2 protein-coding genes and 1 pseudogene are annotated in these 2,569 nt (G+C 70.7%); all 3 read left to right on the top strand.

Annotated features, from left to right (window positions below; all coding sequences use genetic code 11):
- Positions 1–2: 2 nt before the first annotated feature.
- Entirely contained in the window at positions 3–1,142 is a 1,140-nt protein-coding gene (locus VJS38_RS10765) for an acyl-CoA dehydrogenase family protein (protein ID WP_324088145.1), read from the top strand.
- 25 nt (positions 1,143–1,167) lie between these two features.
- Positions 1,168–2,220 (top strand): enoyl-CoA hydratase/isomerase family protein, encoded by a 1,053-nt coding sequence (locus VJS38_RS10770; protein WP_324088146.1) that lies wholly within the window; start codon positions 1,168–1,170, stop codon positions 2,218–2,220.
- A 43-nt stretch (positions 2,221–2,263) separates the two neighbouring features.
- A pseudogene (locus VJS38_RS10775) lies at positions 2,264–2,569 on the top strand (methyltransferase); the annotation flags it as partial.

Here is a 2,569-nt window from a genome sequence, read left to right on the forward strand (position 1 = left end):
CCATGGATTTCAATCTCACCGAAGATCAGCGCGCGATCCAGGACATGGCGGGCGCATTTGCGGCGGCCGAGCTTGCGCCGCACGCCGCCCGCTGGGACGAGGAGAAGATCTTCCCGATCGAGGCGCTGCGGGCGGCCGCGGCGCTGGGGCTGGCGGGGATCTACATCGCCGAGGACCTTGGCGGCTCGGGGCTTGGGCGGATGGAGGCCTCGCTGATCTTCGAGGCGCTGTCGTACGGCTGCCCGACGACCGCGGCGTTCCTGTCGATCCACAACATGGCCGCCTGGATGATCGACCGCTACGGGGACGAGGCGCTGCGCCGGCGGTTCGTGCCCGCCCTGACCACCATGGAGACGGTGGCCAGCTACTGCCTGACCGAGCCGGGGGCCGGCTCCGACGCCGCCTCGCTGGCCACGCGGGCGGTGAAGGACGGCGAGACCTATGTGCTGAACGGGACCAAGGCGTTCATCTCCGGCGGCGGGGTCTCGGACCTCTATGTGGTGATGGCCCGCACCGGCGGGCCGGGGCCGAAGGGGATCTCGGCCTTCGTGGTCGAGAAGGGAACGCCCGGCCTGTCGTTCGGGGCCCAGGAGAAGAAGCTGGGCTGGAACGCCCAGCCGACCGCGCAGGTCAACTTCGACGATTGTCGCATTCCAGAGGCCAACCGCATCGGCGCCGAGGGCGCCGGCTTCCGCTTCGCCATGGCCGGGCTCGACGGCGGGCGGATCAACATCGCCTCCTGTTCGCTGGGCGGGGCGCGGTTCGCGCTCGACACCGCCAAGGCCTACCTGGAGACCCGCAAGCAGTTCGGCCAGCCGCTGAAGGAGTTCCAGGGCCTGCAATGGCGCCTCGCCGACATGGCCACCGAGCTCGACGCGGCCCAGCTGATGGTGCGCCGGGCGGCCTTTTCGCTGGACGCCAAGCTGCCTGAGGCGACCCAGCACTGCGCCATGGCCAAGCGCTTCGCCACCGACGTCGGCTTCGAGGTCGCCAACCAGGCGCTGCAGCTGCACGGCGGCTACGGCTACCTGAAGGACTATCCGCTGGAGCGGATCGTGCGCGACCTGCGGGTGCACCAGATCCTCGAAGGCGCCAACGAGATCATGCGCGTGATCACCGCGCGCGAGATGTTCCGGCAATAGCGGGGCGCGGCCCGGGAGCGAACGCGTGAGGGAAGAAGCCGAAGTCCTGGTGCGGATCGAGGGCAAGGTCGGGCGCCTGACGCTCAACCGGCCCCAGGCGCTGCACGCGCTGACGCTGGACATGTGCCGGCTGATCACCGAGGCGCTGCTGGCCTGGCAGGGCGATGCGGGCGTGGAGCTGGTGCTGATCGACCATTCCGGCGAGCGCGGCTTCTGCGCCGGCGGCGACATCCGCGCGCTCTACGACAGCGCCGCCGAGGGCGGATCGGCGGCGCGCGAGTTCTTCTTCACCGAGTACCGGCTGAACGAGCTGCTGTTCCGCTATCCCAAGCCGGTCTGCGCGATCATCGACGGCGTGGTGATGGGCGGCGGGGTCGGCCTCGCCATGCCGGCGCGCTTCAGGGTGGCGAGCGAGCGGACCACCTACGCCATGCCGGAGACCGGGATCGGCCTGTTCCCCGACGTCGGCGGCGGCTGGTGGCTGCCCAGGATGCCCGACCACATCGGCATGTGGCTGGCGATGACCGGGGCGCGGATCAAGGCCGCCGACTGCCAGCTGGTGGGGGTGGCCACCGACTATGTGGAAAGCCGCCGGCTGGCGGAGCTGAAGGCCGCCGTCGTCGCCGATCCGGCGGCGATCGAGCGCCTGCTGACCGAGTTCGAGGGCGACGCCGGCCGCCCGCCGCTGGCCGCCCACCAGGACGAGATCGCCCGGATCTTCTCGCTCGACAGCGTCGAGGCGATCGCCGGCGCCCTGACGGCCGCCGAGACCGACTGGGCGCGCGAGCAGCTGGCGGTGCTGGCCGCCAAGTCGCCGCAGACCCTCAAGGTCGCCTTCCGCCAGCTGCAGCTCGGCGCGGGGCTGAAGAGCTTCGCCGCGAACATGGCGATGGAGTACCGCATCGCCTCGCGCGTGGTGCTCCGCCCCGACTTCCGCGAAGGCGTCCGGGCGGTGATCGTCGAGAAGGACAACGTCCCGAAATGGCGGCCGGCGAGCCTCGAAGACGTCGGCGAGCCCCTGCTGGACGAAATTTTTGCGCCCCTTCCCGCCGCCGAGGAGTGGTCGCCGCTGCCGTAAGTCCCCATGTTGCGTGACGATGACTGGGGCTGGGAGGTCTGGGATGCCACGCAAGCGGATGATCGCGGCGGCTTTGCTGCTCGCGGTGGGATTGGCCGGAAGCGCGTCGGCGGCGCTCCATGGGCGCAGGAACTTTCCGGCCGACTTCGCCGGTGCGATCGCCGACCCGAACAGGCCCGCGGCGGATGTGGCGAGAGACGCCAAGCGCAAGCCCGCCGAGCTGCTGGCCTTCGCCGAGCTGAAGCCCGGCCAGGTGGTGGGCGAGCTCTTGCCCGGCGGCGGCTACTTCACCCGGCTGCTGTCGAAGTCCGTGGGCCGCCAGGGCCACGTCTACGCCGTGATCACCGAG

Origin of the sequence: Phenylobacterium sp. (assembly GCF_035276905.1) — a bacterium.
GTDB lineage: Bacteria > Pseudomonadota > Alphaproteobacteria > Caulobacterales > Caulobacteraceae > Phenylobacterium.